This window comes from Telluribacter roseus (assembly GCF_017355915.2).
Taxonomy (GTDB): Bacteria; Bacteroidota; Bacteroidia; order Cytophagales; family Spirosomataceae; genus Telluribacter.
On the sequence record NZ_JAFEUV020000016.1, the window covers coordinates 72,915 to 93,091 of the forward strand.

The 20,177-nt window shown below is 52.9% G+C and carries 17 protein-coding genes; 7 read left to right on the forward strand and 10 right to left on the reverse strand.

What is annotated here, in order from left to right; genetic code table 11:
- Nucleotides 1-2: 2 nt before the first annotated feature.
- The gene (locus JTN23_RS22175; protein WP_247237261.1) at nt 3-521 is read right to left on the reverse strand and encodes an acyl-CoA thioesterase; all 519 of its coding nucleotides are present in this window, start codon (nt 519-521) and stop codon (nt 3-5) included.
- Between the two features lie 280 nt (nt 522-801).
- On the opposite strand from JTN23_RS22175, the gene JTN23_RS22180 reads away from it, so the two are divergent.
- Nucleotides 802-1,014, forward strand: a complete 213-nt coding sequence (locus tag JTN23_RS22180) for a hypervirulence associated TUDOR domain-containing protein (RefSeq protein WP_247237262.1) — start codon at nt 802-804, stop codon at nt 1,012-1,014.
- Nucleotides 1,015-1,272: 258 nt separating this feature from the next.
- Nucleotides 1,273-1,818 carry an RNA polymerase sigma factor gene (locus tag JTN23_RS22185; protein ID WP_247237263.1) on the forward strand — a complete coding sequence of 182 codons (546 nt, stop codon included), beginning with the start codon at nt 1,273-1,275 and terminating at the stop codon, nt 1,816-1,818.
- Between the two features lie 74 nt (nt 1,819-1,892).
- On the opposite strand, the gene JTN23_RS22190 is transcribed toward JTN23_RS22185, so the two are convergent.
- From JTN23_RS22190 to JTN23_RS22200, 3 genes are all read right to left on the reverse strand, one after another.
- Nucleotides 1,893-2,582 carry a head GIN domain-containing protein gene (locus JTN23_RS22190; protein ID WP_247237264.1) on the reverse strand — a complete coding sequence of 230 codons (690 nt, stop codon included), beginning with the start codon at nt 2,580-2,582 and terminating at the stop codon, nt 1,893-1,895.
- A gap of 68 nt (nt 2,583-2,650) precedes the next feature.
- Nucleotides 2,651-5,182: a PspC domain-containing protein gene (locus JTN23_RS22195; RefSeq protein ID WP_247237265.1), complete on the reverse strand. Its 2,532-nt coding sequence runs from the start codon at nt 5,180-5,182 to the stop codon at nt 2,651-2,653.
- 36 nt (nt 5,183-5,218) lie between these two features.
- Complete coding sequence (locus JTN23_RS22200) at nt 5,219-5,584, reverse strand: PadR family transcriptional regulator (RefSeq protein WP_247237266.1); 366 nt, start codon at nt 5,582-5,584, stop codon at nt 5,219-5,221.
- 264 nt (nt 5,585-5,848) lie between these two features.
- On the opposite strand from JTN23_RS22200, the gene JTN23_RS22205 reads away from it, so the two are divergent.
- From JTN23_RS22205 to JTN23_RS22215, 3 genes are read left to right on the forward strand one after another with little or no spacing between them, the layout of a single operon-like run.
- Nucleotides 5,849-6,358, forward strand: coding sequence for a dihydrofolate reductase (locus JTN23_RS22205; RefSeq protein ID WP_247237267.1), 510 nt, complete (start codon nt 5,849-5,851; stop codon nt 6,356-6,358).
- Nucleotides 6,359-6,389: 31 nt separating this feature from the next.
- Nucleotides 6,390-10,322, forward strand: a complete 3,933-nt coding sequence (gene porU2, locus JTN23_RS22210) for a putative type IX secretion system sortase PorU2 (protein WP_247237268.1) — start codon at nt 6,390-6,392, stop codon at nt 10,320-10,322.
- A gap of 3 nt (nt 10,323-10,325) precedes the next feature.
- Nucleotides 10,326-11,507, forward strand: a complete 1,182-nt coding sequence (locus JTN23_RS22215) for a hypothetical protein (protein WP_247237269.1) — start codon at nt 10,326-10,328, stop codon at nt 11,505-11,507.
- A gap of 105 nt (nt 11,508-11,612) precedes the next feature.
- Here JTN23_RS22215 and JTN23_RS22220 read toward each other — a convergent pair whose 3' ends face one another.
- From JTN23_RS22220 to JTN23_RS22245, 6 genes are all read right to left on the reverse strand, one after another.
- The gene (locus JTN23_RS22220; protein ID WP_247237270.1) at nt 11,613-12,203 is read right to left on the reverse strand and encodes a Uma2 family endonuclease; all 591 of its coding nucleotides are present in this window, start codon (nt 12,201-12,203) and stop codon (nt 11,613-11,615) included.
- Nucleotides 12,204-12,252: 49 nt separating this feature from the next.
- Entirely contained in the window at nt 12,253-12,915 is a 663-nt protein-coding gene (locus JTN23_RS22225) for a thiamine diphosphokinase (RefSeq protein ID WP_247237271.1), read from the reverse strand.
- Nucleotides 12,916-12,918: 3 nt separating this feature from the next.
- A complete protein-coding gene (gene mazG / locus JTN23_RS22230; protein WP_247237272.1) occupies nt 12,919-13,734 on the reverse strand; it encodes a nucleoside triphosphate pyrophosphohydrolase in 816 nt (271 codons plus the stop codon).
- A gap of 169 nt (nt 13,735-13,903) precedes the next feature.
- On the reverse strand, nt 13,904-14,797 hold the full coding sequence (locus tag JTN23_RS22235; protein WP_247237273.1) for a sugar phosphate isomerase/epimerase family protein: 894 nt from the start codon (nt 14,795-14,797) through the stop codon (nt 13,904-13,906).
- A 28-nt stretch (nt 14,798-14,825) separates the two neighbouring features.
- Nucleotides 14,826-16,385, reverse strand: a complete 1,560-nt coding sequence (locus JTN23_RS22240) for a TolB family protein (RefSeq protein ID WP_247237274.1) — start codon at nt 16,383-16,385, stop codon at nt 14,826-14,828.
- A 136-nt stretch (nt 16,386-16,521) separates the two neighbouring features.
- Entirely contained in the window at nt 16,522-17,595 is a 1,074-nt protein-coding gene (locus JTN23_RS22245) for a hypothetical protein (protein WP_247237275.1), read from the reverse strand.
- Between the two features lie 70 nt (nt 17,596-17,665).
- Here JTN23_RS22245 and JTN23_RS22250 point away from each other — a divergent pair, with 70 nt between their 5' ends.
- On the forward strand, nt 17,666-18,391 hold the full coding sequence (locus tag JTN23_RS22250) for a hypothetical protein (protein ID WP_247237276.1): 726 nt from the start codon (nt 17,666-17,668) through the stop codon (nt 18,389-18,391).
- 307 nt (nt 18,392-18,698) lie between these two features.
- Entirely contained in the window at nt 18,699-20,093 is a 1,395-nt protein-coding gene (locus tag JTN23_RS22255) for a TIGR00341 family protein (RefSeq protein WP_247237277.1), read from the forward strand.
- Nucleotides 20,094-20,177: the final 84 nt, after the last annotated feature.

The window sequence follows — 20,177 nt, forward strand, 5'->3', positions numbered from 1 at the left end:
TTTTATTCCATCTCAAAAAGAGCTTTGAGCTCGGTAGCCTCCTGCGGATTCATACGTCCCGCCAGTACCAGGCGTAGCTGACGCCGACGCAGGGCGCTGGCGTACAGGTCGTTTTCCTCGGTAGTTTCGGGTTTAAGCTCAGGTACTTCAATGGGCCGTCCGTTCTGGTCCACAGCTACGAAGGTATAGAAGGCGCGGTTGGTGCTGACCCTGCGCCCGGCGGGTATATCTTCCGCCCATACTTCAATGTATACTTCCATGGATGAGTTGAAAGCCCGAGTGACTTTGGCTTTCATGGTGACAATGTCGCCCAGCTTGATGGGTTCGGAGAAGGATACGTTGTCGACCGAAGCCGTTACTACAATGCGGTTGGAATGCTTCTGCGCCGAGATAGCCGCACAGATATCCATCCAGTGCAGCAGCCGGCCGCCCATGAGGTTGTTGAGGGTATTGGTATCGTTGGGAAGTACCATCTCGGTCATCGTTACCTCTGACTCACGGGCAAATTTGGGTTTGAGCATACTAGTAATTATTAATTAAAGAAGCGACATTTTATTTTGTGGAAGTTTCTTTACACATTTCTCAACCCCATCTGGAATACTACTCATACTGACGATACTTCTACTCACACTCCGGCTGCTTTACCTCCCGCAGCACTATCTCGCTGTCTGGCAACATTTTATAGACATTAATACCTATCTACCTGCTGCTTCTATACAGATAGCTGACTGCTACAGATCATAAAATTCCGCCAAATGTAACCAATAAAATATAGCAATAACCTACAAATCTTTAACAAATATGATACGGAAAGGTACTAAGGTCCGCTGGAAGTGGGGCAATGGACACGCCGAAGGCAAGGTAATGGAGGTTCACAAATCAGATGTAGAAAGAACGATCAAGGGTACACACGTCAAGCGGAATGGCTCTGCTGACGACCCGGCTTTGCTCATCGAACAGGAGGATGGAACGCAGGTACTTAAGCTACAAAGTGAAGTAGAGCGGGCGGAGTAGTATATCCACCTGACTAACAGCCTACTCATCCTATCATTCCCAGGCCATAAACAGCAGGGAAATCGGAACGTGTTGAATATTAAATTTTTAAGTTTTTTAAACTAATTCATAACATCTGGCTTACACATTAGGTTGGCAAAAAGATGTGACACAATCACTTAGCTGCCGCTGCAGTAGATGACAGGAGCAGTGCAGATCAATAGACCGAAGTAACACCATAAGATTTACATATACACACCTACTAGCAATTCAGCGTCAATGGCTACAAAACTATTTTCCTATTCAGAAAGTGAACTTATAGCCTCACTGCAGCGAAATGAGCGGCACGCATTTGAATACCTGTACGACCACTACTCAGGATGTTTGTATAGTATAATCTGTAAGATCATACGGGATGAAACCAGGGCAGAAGATGCCATGCAGGAAACATTCCTGAAGATCTGGAAGAGCATCAAATCCTATAATAGTGAAAAAGGTAGTCTGTTTACCTGGATGCTCAACATAGCCCGCAACACGGCCATTGATGCACTTCGTGTCGATAGCAAGAGGGGAAATCTCTACGATGGCTTAGACTCTACTCTGGTTCAGATGGCTATGTACCAGCCCATAACCTACACCTTTGACCTGCAGGATCTGGTAGAGCGCCTGCGCCCCGAGCGAAAGTTACTGGTAGATCTGGTGTATTTTCAGGGATATACGCACGAAGAAGTGTCGGAAAAGCTTAGCCTGCCGCTGGGTACTATTAAGTCACGCATCCGGACCGCCCTGCAGGAGCTGAGGGTTGTGTTTGGCGTGCAGTACTAGCCGTAATGGATGAGTACCAACAAGAAGAGCCGGGCCCAGGGCCCGGCTCTTCTTGTTGAGGGATATAGCGAAGCTTAGTTGGACCGGCGGATTGAGCTGGCGCCCGACGTATTGGAGCGTACTTCTCTGGCGCTGCCGCTGTAGCTGATACTGCTGGCCCCGCTGGCGTCGGCCGTGAGCGAAGTGTTAGCGACTACCGATGCCTTGCTGGCTCCCGAGGCTCCGAGGTTAGCCTCCCTTACCGGAAAGCTGGTCCCTTTGTATACCGACGCCCCCGACAGTTCCCCATTCAGTACATCGGCCTTGCCGTTAAGAGTTAGTACCGAAGCTCCGGACAGATTGAGATGTACTTTGGGAGCGGATACGTCCATCGTTACCTTGGAGGCACCTGACACCTCAATATTCATATTCTTGTTGCTGCTGAACCCTGTCACGTTGGCCACGCAGGCTCCTGAGAAGTCCACTGCATCCAACTCGGGCATAGTGATATTGATCTGTACCGTTTCCCGGCGGTTTTTCCATTTTTCCTGCTTATAGCGAATGCTGAGCGTACCGTTTGATACCCGGGCCTCTAGATCATCCAGGTCCTGCTTCTGGCCGGAGGCGGTTACGCTGTAGGTACTTCCCTGCTTCACCTGGATCCGGTAGGCGCTCCCTATTTCAAGCTTTGAAAAGTTGGAAAGGTTGAAGGTACGGGTGTCGTCGGCCAGTGCGAGGGCCACCGATGCTACCCATACTACACAGATTAATAATGCTTTTTTCATGACTAATTAGTTTTGTTTGCTTAATAGATGGCGGAAGCTCCGCTAAGGTTGCATGTGTACAAAATATTTTACTCGTACGCTTCAATCTTGCTGGCTCCGCTCGCATTCTTCCGGAGCTTTTCTATTCGGCCCAGCTCTGCTTTGCTGGCTCCGGAAGCCTCTACGTCAGCAGAAGCAATCTGCATCTCGGTAGCAGTCAGCTTACAGGCTCCCGACAAGTCGGCGTTTAGCTGGCGGGCACTTCCTTTCAATATTACCTTTGAAGCACCCGACACTTCTACGTCAATCTGATTAACATCCACATTCAGCTCCGTCGCAGAAGCTCCCGCTACATCCACACTCAGGTTAGCGTTGCCGCCCGTAAAGCCCGACACCCGGGTCTTGTTGGCGCCTGACAGGTCTAATGTTTTGAGAGCCGGCATGGTAATGACTATACCAACACGCTGCGAGTTACCGTTGAAGAACTTAAAGTTGGAAGGGCGTTCTACGTGCAGGACACCGTCACGTACCGTTACTTTCAAGTTGTCAACATCCTCTTCCTCACCATCCACTCTGACGCTGAACTCCTGTCCCTGACGGATATCCACGGCGTAGGCTCCGCCCAGGGCTACCCCCGTAAAGTCGCGGGCTTCAAACTGCTTGATGTACTTGCCGCGCTCACCCAGGCTGACACTGTTGTCATCATCGTCGCTGTCATAGGTATAGCCATCGTTCCCTTCGTTGCTCTCAATCAGCCAATCGGCGGGCATATTGAGGCATACCAGTCCGGAGTCTCGACGCATCACCCAGCGCAGGGTGCGCCACTGATTTTCGCTGTCGTCGCGCCACTCGATGTTGTACCGGTTGCCCTGAAAACTCCGTCCGGATAGTTTACTGTAATAGAAGGACTGCGTCATGGCAAAGGGACGATCAAACGGGATAAAAAGCGTAGCTGTCATTTCCTGCCCCCGGAAGCGGCTGTTCTCGGCCAGTACCGGCTCTTCGTCAAACAGCAGCACCGAATCGCTCAGCGTTACATTATACACCAGACTGGAAGCATGCTTACGGGCTTCTTCAGTAGTACGCCCACGGGCACGCATCTCCTTTTCCAGGCGCAGGCTATCCCCCCCTTCGTAGCCGGTCAGTACCACGTTTACATCCCAGTTGAAGTCATCATCTTCGTCATTTTCGCGCTCATCCAGGGTCAGTACATTGGCAGGCATCCGGAAGTACTCCGTCTGGCTGTATTCGCCCCGGCGTGAGAAGTTGGCCTGGTATACACCTCCCGTCACGGCCGTACCTATAATACCTACTACCCACAGTCCCGCCAGGGTCAGCCATACCGTAGCACTGGCTACGCGGCGGTTGGCGATCAGGGTTAAGCCCAGCAGTAGTACTACGATGAAAGGTATTGTGGTCAGCAGGATTACGGACAGTACCATAGTACCCGGTACCTCGCGAAGTATCATCATGGGGGGAATATCACCGAATGGCAGCATATCACGCATACCCACTCCTACCGTGGCTGCGATGATGAGTCCGATCAGTGCACCTACTGACACAATAACCAGTAGTGCCCCAATCAGAATTCGTAGTACAGGTCCCAGGCCTTTTAGTATCTTTCCCAGCCCGTTGATCAGGATCGCGATGGCGCGAAAGGGGAAAAGCAGCAGTCGGGTAAGGGTACTTTCCTGTCCGGTGGTTTCGTTGAGGTTCAGTCCCCGCTTAATATTGGTCTCAATATTAGACAGGGTAATAGGCTCCCCCTGCATTTCCATCTTTTCGGTGAGCGTATTGGCCGCTGGTGATATAACCCAGAGGATGATATACAGCAGGAAGCCGGTTCCGAACAGGAAGATAGCCAGTACCCACAGGAAGCGTACCACGCCCAGGTCTACTCCAAAGTAAGAAGCCACCCCGGCTGCTACCCCACCTACTACCTTACGGTCCGGATCGCGGTAGAACTTCTTGATCTGCGCGTCTTCTTCCAGTGTCGTTGAGCCCGGAAACGCCACCCACATCGCTATGTACACAATCACGGTGATACCAGCCAGGGGGCCAAAAAACTCTTCCATATTGAAGGCTCCGGCTCCAATCGGCAGACCGATCACCGCCACCAGAAACGCTAGGCGTACCCACAGCGGATCCACCGAGAAGTGGTGGGCCAGTCCGGCGGCTACTCCACCGATCAGCTTGCGCTTCAGGTCGCGGTACAGCTTCCGGGGCGGCGTAGCAGTAGTCGTATAAGGTTCTGTTTTGGGAGCCTGGTAGGAAGTATGCGTTTGCTGATAGCCATAGTCGTCGCCGGCAGTAGCGCTGTGCAGGGGCTCCGACAGCAGGTCTTCGGCCTGCTCGATGGCCTCAAAGTCAGCTACGGTACCCATGGCTGCGATCAGCTCATCCACATCGGCCAGCGAGATCACCTGCTTGTTTTCTGCCTTTTGCTTGTTCAGGAAGCGCTCCGCGATACGTCCTTCGATGTCCGACAGGATTTCTTTGCTGTCGGCAAAGGACGAGAAGTACTTCTGGATCGAGTTCAGGTAGTTTCTAAGTTTGTCGTACCCATCCTCTTCGATGTAGAAGATGATACCACTAATATTTATGCTGATAGTCTTTTTCATGATTGAAATGATAATATATCATTAGGGAATCAATAGTCAGGAAGGAGTAGAGGAAGAGTTTTCTTGTACCTCAGCGGTGCGCTTGATCACCGTGTGCACCGAGTCAGATAGTTCAAGCCACGTTTCCTGCATGGCATCCAGAAATTGCTTTCCACTATCAGTCAATACGTAGTACTTACGTGGCGGTCCTGAGGAAGACTCCACCCATTTGTAGTCAAGCAGGCCGGCGTTCTTGAGCCGGGTCAGCAACGGATACAGGGTACCTTCCACCACCATAATGCGGGCCGAGGTCAGCTCGTCCAGCATATCGGATGCGTACACCTCTCCGCGCGATATGATGTGCAAGATGCAGAATTCCAGGATTCCTTTGCGCATCTGCACCTGGGCATTTTCGATATTCATACCGTTTTCAAAATTTTAACTTTTGATATTTTCATGGCTAATAGATGATCAGTCTGCCAATGGCCTTTTGACTTCCTGACAATACAAATGTATGCAAAGGTACTTTGTTATGCAAAGTACTAGGTTAAAATATTTTCAACCCCGGGATGAACGGAAGAAATTAAAGGATGAATGGCAAATTAGAAGGTACAGCCATTTTGCTTCTAACAGACAGGGCCCTTTTGGAGTCATATATAGTATTAAACTGAATCTACTGCAACCTATATGCATCTATCCATCATAGTAGCCATGAGTGAAAACAGGGTCATTGGCTCTGATAATCACCTGCCCTGGAACCTGCCGGACGAATGGGAAAATTTTAAAAAGGTGACGCATGGAAAACCATTCCTGATGGGACGAAAGAGTTTCACATCGCCTGATGGACTTCATTCATCCTACCGCAACGTGATCCTGAGTACCAAGCCTGATCTGTCCCTACCCGAAACCTTTGAACAGGCGCATAGTCTCGAAGAAGCCTTTGAGCTGCTGGCAGAGGAGGAAGAAGTATTTGTACTGGGCGGGAGCAATGTGTTTGAAGAGCTGCTGCCACGGGTAGATAAGCTGTATCTTTCTATTATTCATGCCGAGGTAGAGGGGGATGCTTTCTTTCCGGAGATCAACTGGGACGACTGGCAATTGATCCACTCCCAGCGACACGAAGCCGACGAGCGTCATGCGTACGCCTTTTCGATGAACCAGTACATCCGGCGACAGCCTGGTACCCGGGCTAATTAGGTCCTGATCCGTCCTACCGTATCCCTGACCTATGATGCCACACCCTTTACGCACCTGTCTTTTCATTACCATACTACTACTGAGTACCGCAGGCCTGCGGGCGCAGCTCCGCTACGGCAACGAGTGGATCCAGCCGCAGCAGACCTACCTGCGTATACCCATAGTCCAGACCGGCTGGTACCGCCTCTCCCCCGCCGAGCTTGAGCGGGCCGGTGTGCCGGTAGCTTCCATTCCCGCCCGCTCGCTGCAGCTATTCCGGCGCGGAGAAGAAGTAGCCATACAGGTAACTGGCGAAGCCGACGGGCGCCTGGATGCGAATGATCTTATAGAGTTCTACGGGGAGAAGAACGACGGGGCACTGGATTCGCTGCTGTACGTTACCCCCGCCGCCCAGCCTCATACCCACTACAGCCTCTATTCCGATACCGCAGCCTACTTCCTGACCTGGCGTACCGATGGTATGGCCGGCCGTCGCATAGCCCGCGCTCCCCAAACTACCACTCCAGGTACTACCCTTAACGAGTACCTGGCTAAGGAACTGCACATTATTAAAGAAAGCTACCCCGCTGGCCGCCTGTACCCCGAAGGCAGCGGCTACGACGATGGTACCGCCCTCACCCCCTACGACTACGGCGAAGGCTGGACCAGTACCCTTTTCAAGACCGGCACCTGGAAATCTTTTACTCTACCCATTACCGATATCAACCGGGCCTCCTCTCAACAGGTACAGGTAGAAGTACTCCTTACCAGCCACAGCGCCCATAACCACCGGGCCGAAGTATGGCTGGGTACCGCTCAGAATCCGGTACGAAAGCTGGGAGAACTAGCGTGGAAGGAATATGCATCGGTGGTATTTGAGGCTACTTTACCCGTCAGCGAAGTACCTTCTACGGGCTTGGTACTATCGGTAGTACCCAGGGAAGAGCGGGAGGAGCTATCGGTTGGCTACCTGTCTGTCCTGTACCCGCGGGTAGCTCAGCTATCTGCCACTCAGCAACTGATGTACTTTCCCGCCCAGCAGGCTAACGCTACACTCAACTTAAATGCATCAGGCTCGCCCTTTTTTGTTGATGTTTCCGATCCTGCTCGGCCACGCCTGCTTACCTCCGCTGCCACGGCTACGGATATACAGGTACCCCTGGCTGGTAGTAGTACGGTACTTTCGGTCCATCACCCCTTTGCACCTGTGGGCATACAGCGGGTCAATTATAAGGCTATCGATCCGACCCAAACTAACTACCTGATCATCTCGCATCCGCTGCTGCGCCAGCCCGTACAAGGTGCACCAGACGCGGTACAGGCCTACGCTGACTACCGGGCTTCGGCGGCCGGTGGCGGATACCATCCGCTGGTACTCAATGCGCAGGAGGTCTTTGACCAGTTCAACTACGGGGAGCCTGGTCCCCACGGCATCCGCCGCCTCATCAGCTGGCTGCACGATAAGGGAAAGCTGCAGCACGTGTTTCTGATCGGGCAGGCCCGCGACCCGCAGACAGCCCGGCACATGGCCAATGCCCGCTCCGTGGACATGGTACCTACCGCCGGATGGCCTGGATCTGATATAGCCCTCAGCATGGGCCTGGGCGGCGCTCCCGCTGATGTGCCACTGGTACCGGTAGGCCGACTGCAGGCCTCGACCGGACGTACCGTGTGGGACTACCTGCAAAAGGTAAAGCAGCACGAGGCTCAGCCGGCCCTGGCTCCCTGGCGGAAAAAGGTCCTGCACCTGAGTGGCGGGCGTACAGTACCCGAACTATCCCTCTTCCGCGGCTATGTAGACTTCTTCAAGCATACCGTAGATAGCAGCTACCTCGGCCCTGTGGTACAAACCCTCTCCAAGCAGACGGACGAGCCCGTGGAGAAACTGGACCTCCAAAAGTACATTAACGAAGGAGTAGCCCTTATGACCATGTTTGGTCATTCGAGTCTGGATGTGACGGATATTGAACTGGGTGACCCCACCAACGACGCTCTGGGTTACCGCAACAAAGACCGCTACCCGGCGATACTTATGAATGGCTGCGCCCTGGGCAACTTCTACTTCGGCCCTACCACGACCAGTACCCGCTGGGTCAATGCGCCCGAACGGGGGGCGGTACTTTTCGTAGCGCATACGCACAATGGCCGCCCTTTCAACCTGATGATTTACACTAGTACTTTCTATGAAGTACTGACTGACCCAGCGTACGTGAGCCAGCCATTTGGTACCATTCAGCAGGAGGCGATCCGGCGGCTGATGCAGAACGACCAGTCGGAGTATGCACGGGCTACCGTACAGCAAATGACCTTACAAGGCGACCCGGCCATCCGGCTGTTCCCTGCCCGGCTCCCCGACTACGCTTGGCGGAGCGGTACTCTGGAGGTCAGTAGCCCCAATGGCAGTACTCCCAACGCCATCAGCGATTCGCTGCGGGTGCAGGCGGTGGTATCTAACTACGGACGTTATAATGATGCCCCCTATACCCTGCTGATCAGACGGATCAGGAACAACGCTCCTATCGGTGAATACCATTTTATTCGCCCGGCCGTAGCCATGTACGATACGCTTACGCTGTATGTGCCCAGATTACAAAATGCTCAGGGAGGTGATGAGCAGTGGGAACTGGTACTGGACCCGCAAAACCAGATCAATGAAGAAGACAAATCTAATAACCACCTGACCGCTGATATCTACATAGCCGAAGGACGAGCTACCCCGCTGATTCCGGCGGCTAATGCTACGCTGGCGGCACCTACTATCCATCTGGTCGCTCAGGTACCCTACCAGCCCGCCGGGCACCACGTAGTGTTTGAATGGGACATATCTCCTGATTTTACTTCTACCTCCTTACAGAGAGATACCGTACTGAGCCGGGAGGTGCAGGCTACATTGCCCATCACAGTAGCTGGTAGAGGTGCCCAAGCCATCTATTGGCGGGTGTACATAGCCGGCGAGCAGCCGTCCCTCCCCCGTGCCTTTACCTATAATCCACAGGCGCAAGCCTCGCCAGCTCTACCGGAAGGAGTCGCCTTCATCAAAAATACCCCACCCGCCCAGGCACCCGAAGGGGCTACGGTGCAGCCTGAACTATTTTTCCAGAATGTAACGGAAGTGGCTTTCCGGGATTCAGTGATCGTGGTGGTCCGGCAGCAGAGCCCTACTGGTACTGAGGAGCAACAGTACCGCATCGCTCCCGTACCAGCCCGGACTACAGTTTCCATTAAGCCGGTACTCAATACCTTAGGTAAAGCCGGGATTAACCGGGTGCAGGTCCGGTTTAATGTACTGCGCCAGCCAGAGCATGTACTGACCAACAACTCCACCGAGATCCAGTTTACCGTGGTTCCCGATCGGACACCTCCGGTACTGGATGTGCTGGTGGATGGGCGTCGCCCTACCCATGGGGAAGCTGTATCGCCCCGGCCGGTGTTTACCGTCCATATTATGGATGAAAACAAGACGCTACTCCGACGCGATACCACCAACATTCAGTTGTGGCTTCAGGGGGATTGCCATACTTGTACCTTTCAGCGCCTGTGGCTCCGCCAGGCTGAATGGTCCGCTACGCCCACCCAGCACTTTACCCTGTGGCTAAGGCCCGACACCCCACTCCCGGCCGGAAACTACATCCTACACGTAGAGGCCCTGGACCTGACCGGCAACATGGCCGCTCCCTACCGGGTGGAGTTCCGGGTGAGTGACACCACCCGTGTTGTCAGCACTACGGTATCACCCGTGCCGGCTCTCCTGTGGGTGAAGTTTCAGATCGAACTGGAAGGGCCGCAGGCCCCTGAGCACTGGCGCATCCATATCACAGATGCAGGTGGACGACAGGTAGCCACGCTGGAACAGGAGCCGCACCTGGGGCTGAATGAGTTGCTCTGGGACGTACAAGCCCTCCCGCCGGGGCTGTACCTATACCGCATGGAAGTAGCCGGAGCTGGCTGGGATGAAGTCCGGAAAGGAAAGCTAATCAAACAGTAGCGTATGGTAGGGCTATTTGCGCAGAAAGTACTACCAGCCAACCGCTACCTCCTGCCCCTGCTGTGGGTGGGACAGGTAGGGCTCGTCCTGCTGCTGGCCCTTTTTAACCCCAACCATTTCACTACCATCGACTCGGGCTACTACCTGGCCTCGGCCCAGTACCTGCTCGACGGACAGGGACACGTATACGAAGAAGGGGGCCGGTTAGTCTGGAATGGCATCTTTCCACTAGGCTACCCGCTATGCATTGCCATCGTCGCTTTCCTGACTCAGCTACCAGTGCTGTGGGCGTCTAAACTAGTGAATGTACTCGCCTCGGCCGGACTGCTCCTCATTGTGCAGCGAAAATGGGGGGTGAATAAAGCGCTACTGATGGGAGCCCTCCTGTTGCTGGGCCCATTCGTAAAGCTATGGGCGCACACCTGGTCGGAGCCCCTGTTCCTGACGCTTCTTTTTTTCTGGGTGTACTACTTCTTCTCTGATGATCGAAGCATTATAATAGTACTGGCACTCGGTCTGGCATTGATGCTGGTCCGTTACGCCGGCTTGTTCATTGTGCCCCTATCGGCAGGTATGGCCCTCTACTGGTACCTTACCCATCAGCGCCAGCGGGGTTTGCAAGCTGCAGCACTATCCTTGCTATGGGCGCTGGGCTTTAGCGGGTACCTGTGGCTCAACTACCAGCAGTCAGGCGACTGGTACGGAGGCGACCGGATCTCAGGTAGTGAACCGACTGGCCAGGTACTACTGCTCTTTGGCAAAGGGCTGTTCAACGAACTGTTCCTGCTGCGCGATGCTACTTTTGAGTCGAGTGACGCGCTGTTCTGGTTGGGGGCGGTGATCCAGGTGTTACTGGTGTGGTTGATGGTGAAAGAGGTAGCGAAGCAAAAATCTCCTATACCACGGGATGCTTCCTCACCAGTACACTACTACTGGCTGACGGCCGGAGCCTACCTGCTTTTTCTCTTTGTCCTCCGACTGATTAGCCCCTTTGATCCACCAGGTTACCGGCTGCTTTCACCTTTTACCTTCCTATTGATATGGGGATGTATGGTCAGCGTGGCTCCTTATTTGAGTGTAGGTAAAGCTAAGTGGCTAGCCTTGGCGCTGCTGCTGGCTTCATGGCTCCACCTGTTACCTCAGGCGGATGTGGTGGGGAAGCTATCAAAAGCTTTGGGACTTTGATCCATTGTTACTTTTTTTGCCGGTGTTATCACCGGCGAATGGGTACCTGAGGGAAAGTTGCAGGTGTTTCTCACCTGCAACGGCATGAATGTGCTGGGCATATGATCAATCATTACTTTCCGGAGTCATGAACTCTATATTCTCGTACAGTGCTGACAGTGGAAACGAGTACTCCAGCCTGCTCAACTCCACGACCTGCTCCGGCCGGTCATATACCTGATACGTCCAGACGTTGGGCTCGTCGGTGCGGCCGTATATCTCTACCTTGGTTTCGTACTGAGACACCAGCAGGTAGTACTGCAGGGTAGGCAACTGCTGGTAGCGCTCCCACTCAAATACACGATCGTTGTAGTCACTGTTTTTAGAAATCACCTCCACCAGCACGCTTGGGTACCGCACTACGTAGCGTTCGCGCTGGTCCATGCCATGGCAGGTTACAATCACATCCGGGTAGGGGTAGTACTCGTTTCGTAATACCTCCAGCTTCACATTCTCCGAAAACACACTACACCCCTTGGGCCTAAAAAAGCCTTTGAGAATGTCCTTGGCATTATCAACTAACCGGTTATGATTGAGGGTACCACCGGCCATGGCAAATACCTCACCCCGGTAGAACTCATGCCGGATTTCGTTGTGGGCCTCCCAGTCAAAGTAGGCCTCAGCGCTCAGGTGGGTAGTGGTAATTGCTTCTCCCATGCTTTTCGTTTTTTATAAAACTACAAAATAGAGCAAATAGATAAAAGTCTTAATCCCAGCACTCCATAATGAGCAAGTCGCCCTGCCGGGCGCTGATGCGTACAAAGCCGTCGGCTTCGGCCTCATTGCTGTTGCCGGAGCGGTAGCCGAGCGTGAGGTAGTCGTCCTGGAGGTTGTACTTAAGGCCGGAGGTAGTGATACCCTCTACCTTTCCTACGGGAATGAGGGAAATGGGAGTACCGGCGGTGTACCACTTTTCGAAAGTACCCACCAGGGGGAATATCTTAGAATAATTGTCGAACATCACCAGGCGGATCTGCTCCCGGTAGCGCACCAGGTTGGTCATGTTGGTGATGGCGTGGTCGGCGCGGCGGCCGGTCGCCCATACCACATTAGCCGCCGGAAAGCCACGCCCGATCAGGTACTCAATGGCTTTTTCCAGATCGGTCTTGTCCTGGTCGGGTGTATGGACTATCTCGAGTGGGTGCTGCCGTTCGCGCACGGCTTCGAAGTCGTGACGCTGGTCAAAGTCGCCCAGCCAGGCATCTACCTTGATGCCCAGGTCCAGTACCCGGTAGATCGCATGATCCAGTACCAGTACAAACGGGCTCCATTCCAGCAGTTGCCCCAGCAACTCTTCACTACAGGCTTCGCCGTTGGCAATGATCAGGGCCGGCTCCTGCTTTTCACGTACAATATGGTGAGAGGACATGCGTCAGAGTTCTTTCTTGGCCCGGTTCCAGTACTCGTCCATTTCGGCCAGGGTCATCTTGCCTAGTTCCTTACCGTCGGCTTTGGAGTGCTCCTCCATGAACTGAAAACGCTTAATAAACTTCTTATTGGTGCGCTCAAGGGCGGTTTCGGGGTTAATATCCACAAAGCGGGCGTAGTTGACCAGCGAGAACAAGAGGTCACCAAACTCCGCCTCGGCTTCCCTGGTATCAATGGCTTCGCCGGTATCGGCATTGAAGTGAGCCTTAAACTCCTGCATCTCTTCCTCCACCTTCTGCCATACCTGTTGCCGCTCGTCCCAGTCAAAGCCGGCGCCCCGGGCCTTTTCCTGGATACGCATGGCCTTCACCAGCGCCGGTAGCGACTGCGGTACCCCCGACAGCACCGAGCGATTGCCCTCTTTGAGTTTGAGTTGCTCCCAGTTTTGCTTTACCTTTTCTGCGGTATTGGCCACAGCGTCCCCATAAATGTGCGGATGACGGGAAATCAGTTTTTCGCTGATGCCGTGCAGTACATCAGCTATATCAAAGGCGCCCGTTTCGGAACCGATCTTGGCGTAGAATACCATGTGCAGGAGCAGGTCGCCCAGTTCCTTTTTCACCTCGGGCAGGTCATTTTCCAGGATGGCATCCGACAGCTCGTAAGTCTCTTCTATGGTCAGGTGACGCAGGCTTTCCAGGGTCTGCTTACGATCCCAGGGACACTGCTCGCGGAGCTCGTCCATGATCGTGAGTAAGCGGTCAAAAGCCATCAGTTGTTCCTGACGTCGCTCGGGGAGTTCATTGAATCTATTTTCCATAGTACAAAGGTCGAAAAAAAAGAGGTATTCACCTCATCGCGTTGGTCACCGGCCAATCAAGGGGAAGAGCTAAAAGTCTGTATCCACTATAAAAGCAAAACCGCTGTAACAATGTTGCTACAGCGGCCTTACAACTAAAGCTAACGCCTAAGGGCTAATAGCTACTAACCTACACCTTCAGCTTCGTCAGGTTGTTGTAGCTGATCTCGATGGCTTTGAGCGGGGGATTCTTCTTGGCTACGTCCTGCTCTACGAAGAAATGCTTAAGACCGGCGGTTTTCTGCGCATTGAACAGGCGCTGGAAGTCGATAGAACCGGTACCTACTTCGGCAAAGGCGCGTTCGGCGCTCTTCTCCATGTCTTTGATGTGCCACAGCGGGTAACGGCCCGGATCTTTCTTGAACAGCTCTACGGGATCTTTACCGGCAAAAGTAGCCCAGTACAGATCCAGCTCCATTTTTACCAGCTTAGGATCAGTTCCTTTCAGGATCAGATCGTAAGGTACCTGGCCTTCTACGTTTTGGAATTCAAAGTCGTGGTTGTGGTAGGCAAACTGGATACCACTCTTTTTACAGGTTTCGGCGGCTTTGTTGAACAAGTCAATGTGCTGCTTGTACTGATCCAGTGTCTTCCGCTCGTCGGGGAAAAGGAAAGCACATACCATGTACTTCTGACCAATGGTAGCGGCATCCTCCACGGCCTGCTCCCAGCCGTTCGACAGGCTACCTACCATGTTAGGCATAGTCTTACCGGTCATATAGTGGCCGCTGGGGGCGCTTAGTCCATTGTCTTTGAGCAGGGCCGCAAACTCCTTGGGTGTCTTGCCGAAGAACTTACCGTTGCCGTATCCGAATAGTTCTACTTCTTTGTAGCCAATTTGAGCCGCCTTACTGATGGTATCTTCCAGATCCTTACCTATTTCATTGCGAAGGGTGTACAGCTGCAGACCAACGGGTTTGGAGGGTTTTGCGAAAGAGTCAAAGCGGGTAAGCAGAGTAGACGCTACGGCCAGCGAACCAGCTTTGAGGAACTCCTTGCGAGAGATTTTTTTCAACGATGTCATTGGATTGATATAGATTAGGTACTTGTTTCTACTGTTTAGTGGCGACTATCTGCAGGCGATCAATCTGGTCGGTATTGCTGATAAAGGCTATTTTCTTACTATCCGGAGACCATGAGGGAGTATTGATCGTCCCTTGTCCACCGTAAACATACGCAATCACTTTCATCTGTGAAACATCCGGCTTCCCATTCACCATCGGCATCAGCCGCAGGTACACCTGGCGGTAGAAGGGGTGATCTTCCGGCTTCACATCTTTCAGGAACGACAGGATCACCATCCACTTGCCGTCGGGAGATGGATGCGGAAACCAGTTGTTGAACTCATCGTTGGTAATCTGCTCCTGCTCACTACCATCGGGTTTCATGCGCCAGATCTGCATCAGGCCGCTGCGGGTGGAGTTGAAGTAGATGTACTTGCCGTCGGGGCTGTACTCGGGTCCGTCGTCCAGGCCTTTGGCGGTAGTCAGCTGCACTTCGGGCTTGCCGCCGCTGGAAGGTATCTTATAGATATTAAAATCGCCGTTGCGGTCAGCGGTATAGGTGAGCCACTTGCCATCCGGCGACCAGCCGTGCAGGTACGAGTGCCCGATGGGCGTTATCTTCTTTGGCGTTCCTCCCTGCACGGGCACGGTATAGACTATAGATTTGTTACCATCGTCTTTGCTGTGGTGACTGATTCCCAACATCTTTCCATCAAACGACAGTACGTGGTCGTTATTATTGTTGGTAGCAAAATCCGTGTTGAGTACCGTCGGGGTTCCTTTGGCCAGATCGTAGCGGTACATCAGCCCTTTGCTGTTGTAGAGCAGGTACTTATTATCGGGCGTCCAGTTCGGGGCCTGCAGCGACTCAGGCGACTGGTAGATGATGCGGCGGTGGCGGGTAGCCACGTCCATGATCTCGAGGTTGCTGCCAATGTACTCGCGGTAGGGTACGAAGTTGTCCCGGGCCGGTACTACGATACGGACATTGCGGAAGGTACCTTTCTCTAGTACATCGGGGTTATGGGAGCAGATAAAAAGCCCCACGTACACCTCCTCGCCCAGAGCTAGGTCAGATACTTCTTCGCTTACAAAAGTACCTCCGTCCTTGGCTACAGACATGGTGTAAGTACTCCCCTTACGGGCCAGCTGGATCACCTCCGCCCCGTTTAGCACCGAGCGTTTCTCCTCGGTATTGCCCCCGAGCGTGCGGCGGTATTGCAAGGCCGTGAGCCCGTCGCCATGAACGGCAGCATTGATGTGGGTAGAGCTGGAGTCCAGACTGGTACGGATGATCCAGCCCACCTTGCGGTGCGGATCTACTCCCTTCCCCAGCAGCTCGGCATCGGCCCGAAGAATAAAGTCGCCGCGCATCTTTTTCCATACCATAAAGTACTCGTCCTTTCCAAACCACATATTGGTACCGGCACCGGTTAGGGTGTAAGTCTGGTCGGTGGGGTTGTAGCTGGCGGAGCCTTTTAGTTTGACACGGCCTACATCGGCCTGTCCCTCGAACAGCCCCAGTTGGGCCTGCTGAGCCCATCCCAAACCAACGGAGGCCACCAGGAAGACTACCGCACCCACTATTCTTGTCAGTACTATGTTCATGAATTCTCTCTAATTTAGATTACCAGAGCTTAAAATGGAGAACCACCCCCTATTCTACCCTAATGCCTCGGGCAAAGTCCTCGCTCCGGTGCTTTTTGAGTCAATAAGGGCTAAAATAGTACTACCTATTAAAGGACTACTTCCTACTCTCCCACAGGCACTGGTACTCGGTCAGGAGCGTCCAGTTGTGGGCTTCACATATCCAGTGCATGTGCATGAGCGGGTTGATAGCCAGCCGGTACAGCAGCGGGTGTTCATAGGCGGTCAGCAGGCCGGCTATGAAGAAGTAGAAGCCTTTAAAGTCCGCTGCGGTGTAGTTTTCTATCGGAATACGCGGCGGGCGCTCGCCCAGCCGTAGCAGCGAAGTAGCCAGTATGACCCGATCCATCGGGTGCTCGGCTTTCTGTAAAAGCGCAGTAGTATCCCGGATCAGTTTCTCCCGTATAGGCTGTAACTGGGGCGGATCAAAAGCAGCCAGGAGCCGTACCACGTGGTAGATGATCAGCGGCGTGCGGGGGTACTGGTGCGCACAGCGGAAGGGCTCGGTCAGGTACCGATCCTTTTCGATAACCGAACGAATGTAGGTGAGGCTGTCTTCGTCGTGCTGGTTGCGAGGTAGCTGGTACCGGAAGATACAGTAAAGCAGGTTGCTGAGTACACAGGCATCAAACTCAATGTACATGTTCTTGCCAAACCAGGTAGAGTAGGCCCGCAGGCTGCGGTACTCAGGGTAGGTATTACGGATCCAGAGCCGGGTGCCGTTGGCATGGAGGGGTAGCTTTTCTTTGAGCCAGCGTAGCTCCTCCGGGGTAGGTGACGTAGTCAGGTACGCCAGGGCAGTATCGTCGACGTCGTCGGGGATGCGGAAGTGCTCGAAGTGCCGGAACAGATACCCGTTGGGGAAGTGCTTTGAGGGACGTGTCTGCCAGAAGTTGTAGGTTTTGAGGCCATCCTTATTCTGAAACAGGGGATAGTTAACCACTACCTTCTCCACGATAGCATCTATCTCCTGCCGGATGGTAGTATCCTCCACCTTATCCCGTACAGATTGCAGTGTAAAAGCAATGATAGCCGGAAAAAACATTGTCGTATCCGACCGGTGGTACCCTATCAGTGGATTAGAACGGTAGGATGGAAACAGGCCCGGTGGAAAATACGGCTGCCCCACCGACTGCATGGAAGCGATTTTAGTAATTAGCTCTTTTAACATACTATTTGCTTTCAGACTGCGCAAACTTGGCACGGTAGTTGGATCAGTCTGACCAGTAAACCCTCTTTTAATGAAACGATTTGTATTGATTATGTTAGTCACTGCGCTGGTGACAGGTACAGCGCGTGGCCAGCAGTCTTTTATTCTCTCTTTGCTTAAGCATAAAGGGTATGTAAATGTGACGACCGGGTATAGTATTCCTACGCTGTCTCCTTTTGGCAAAAATAGTGAAAAGATAATGGGACAGGGCCAAAGTGCCCAGGCTTCGGTTGGATACCGGCTCGGACGGCACCTGGGCATAGTCACGACCTACGCTCATGTTACCAATACCATCCGCAAGGATGCACTTGTAGCATCAGCAACCACTACCGGACTAGATATCAACACCTGGGAAGCCAAGGCCTCCAACTGTTCAATCCAGACATTGATGGTAGGGCCAATGCTGACTTTTACATTTGGACGCTTTCTGCTGGACGCCCAGCTAACGGGTGGCTACTCGATGGCTACCAGCCCCTATACCGAACTGTATACTGAGTACTCCCGCCTGCCTTTGTCCATGATTACCCCATCGCAGAAGACTGAGGCTATCGCGGCCGGAGCCGGGCTAACCACCCACTATAAACTTAACCGCTGGCTGGCTGCTCATGCTTCCGCGCAATACGTGACTGCCGATCTGGAATATGATAATCTGACCAAACAAGTTACCATTGGCAGACAGCATACTACCGAAGTACTGCCCGCCAGCCAACCGCTGGGACTCCTGAACCTGGGCGGTGGCCTCAGCTTTTTATTTTAATTATTGCTATTCCTCGTTATAACTCCTCCTCTTGCATCAGAAGGCCCGTACAGCAATGTCGGGCTTTCTTCATTTTACAGGCTGCTCAGTCACAGTAGTCACTGGCCCTACTTTTGCATGAGCCTGATGGTAGTAGGCAGCCTTACAAATAGAGATTTACCTAGGAAAATGGGGCGCAAACAGTGGTAAGAATAGCAATGACACTCAATAAATCCGGATGTAATGTGCGTTTATAAGATGGTATGGGGTTTTCTGTTTAAACCGAATATACCACTTATCTTTGACCTACCACCCTCCTTACTGAGTAATGAAAAATACAACACCGCACTCTCATACGCCCGACTTCATCCATCAGGTCAAAAACTTCCTGGTGTATATTTTTAACCTGGACGAAGGAAAAGCCGAGGAAGAGCATACCATCGAGGACATCAAGAAGGGCGTTGTATTCAGAGGTACTAACCTGTGGGTACTTATCTGTGCCATCTTTATCGCCTCCATTGGCCTTAATGTCAACTCTACGGCAGTCATCATTGGAGCTATGCTGATATCGCCCCTGATGGGTCCGATTATGGGGCTGGGGCTGGGAATCGGGATCTTCGACGTAGAACTGATCCGGAAAGCACTCAAGAACCTTACCATTGCCATGGTGATCAGCGTGATTACCTCTACCATATACTTCCTGATCACCCCGCTCAGCGATGCCCAAACCGAGATCCTGGCCCGAACCACGCCCACGCTCTGGGACGTTATGATTGCCTTATTCGGAGGATTTGCGGGTATCATAGCCAGTACACGGGCCGAGAAAGGAAATGCCATACCGGGTGTAGCTATTGCTACGGCCCTTATGCCACCGCTCTGTACAGCGGGCTACGGACTGGCCACCGCCCAGTGGAACTACTTTTTCGGCGCTTTCTACCTGTTCTTTATCAACTGTGTTTTTATCACCTTATCCACGGTTGTGATCGTCAAGTACCTGAGGTACACGCCCAAGCAGTACGTGGATGAGCGCACCGGCCTGCGCGTACGGAATATCGTATTAGTTGTAGCCATTGCCACCATGCTCCCCAGCGTCGTGATTGCCTACAATGTAGTACAGCGCAGCCTGTTTGAGCGGAAGGCCCGGAACTTCATCAACAAAGAGATGGACTACACCTCCACGCAGATCATCAGCCAGCAGCTCAACTACAGACCCGATACGTCCCGGATTGTAGTGACCTGTATCGGCCAGACGCTCGACAGCTCTCAGATCAGCTACCTGAGCCAGCGCCTGCCCGACTACGGGCTCCACAGAACCTCCCTGATCGTACGCCAGAACTACAATGAGCTCAATGCAAGGAGCATTCAGGAACTAAACCAGCAGCTCCGGACGGGTATCCTGGAAGACCTGTACCGTAAAAATGAAGAGATAATCCGTGATAAAGATGCGCGTATCGCCGTACTGGAAAAGGAAGTACTGCAACACCGGACACTCAACTCCCAAACGGCTGATATTGGGAAAGAGCTGAAGATACAGTACCCTGCCCTGGCGGAGTTTTCGCTGTCATCTTCGCCGGTTTATAATGTCGAAACGATGAAGCCCGATACAGCGTACCTCGCCTACGCCCGCTTTGGCCGCCGGCCGTCATCTGCCGAAATAAAGCGCATTGAGGAATGGCTGAAAGTGCGGACCAAAACCCAGAAATTAAGGCTGGTAATGCAGTAAGTAAGGTAAAAAATAAGGTCCCGCCAATTGGCAGGACCTATTTCCATTGTTTTGGTTCTTAGTTGTTGAAGTTATTTATCGTTG